This is a genomic window from Kitasatospora nipponensis, from assembly GCF_039528135.1.
GTDB classification, from domain to species: Bacteria; Actinomycetota; Actinomycetes; order Streptomycetales; family Streptomycetaceae; genus Kitasatospora; species Kitasatospora nipponensis.
In genome coordinates this window covers 1-759 of sequence record NZ_BAAALF010000666.1, presented here as the reverse complement: position 1 = coordinate 759, position 759 = coordinate 1, and the positions used below count along the sequence as shown (strand labels likewise).

The following is a 759-nucleotide window of genomic DNA, read 5'->3' as shown; positions in this document are numbered from 1 at the left end:
TCCTGGAACGGGCCGCCCGAGCAAGTCGCATGCGAAGCACGTGGTTCGACCAGACAAGTAGTCCCGCCCTCCTCGGCCACTCACCGCGCCAAGCCCTGGTGCGCCGTCGCTCCAGGCAACGATAGAGTACCATCCGGTCGGTTTGTAGTGTGAGGGTGCGCACCAGAAAACAGGAGAACGATGGCTCAGCAGGCACGTGCAGTGCACACCCGGCAGCAGATCCTGAACGCTGCCGCTCAGGTCTTCGCCAGGCGGGGATACGCGGCGGCCACGATGGGCGAGATCCTGACCGCCCGGGGTCCCACCAAGGGCGCGGTGTTCTTCCACTTCCCCTCGAAGGAGGAACTGGCCCTCGCGGTCACCGAAGCGCAGTCACCCTGGCTGGAGGAGCTCGACCTCTCGGGCCCCGGCTTCCAGAGCGTGATCGACCTGACCGTCGCGTACGCGCGCGCGTTGCAGAACGACCCGATCATCCGGGCCACCGTACGCCTGGTCATCGAACACGGCGCCTTCGACAAGCCGCAGATCGAAGCCTGGGAGGGGAACATCAACCTGGTCCGGGACTTGCTGCTGGCCGCCCAGGACGACCTGCTGCCGGGCGTGGACATCAACGTCGCCGCACCGACGATCACCTCGTCGTTCACCGGTATCCAGCTCACCTCACAGGTGCTGAGCGGCCGGGCCGACCTGCTGGAGCGGGTGGCCGGCTGGTGGGCGCTGCTGGTGCCCGGGCTGGTGAAGCCGGAGCTGATCCCCGGT

The 759-nt window shown here is 67.3% G+C and carries 1 protein-coding gene; it reads left to right on the top strand.

Features of this window, described 5'->3' with window-relative positions:
* Nucleotides 1-180 precede the first annotated feature (180 nt).
* The coding region (locus ABD323_RS42600; protein ID WP_344447418.1) for a ScbR family autoregulator-binding transcription factor at nt 181-759 on the top strand (579 nt) is incomplete at its 3' end.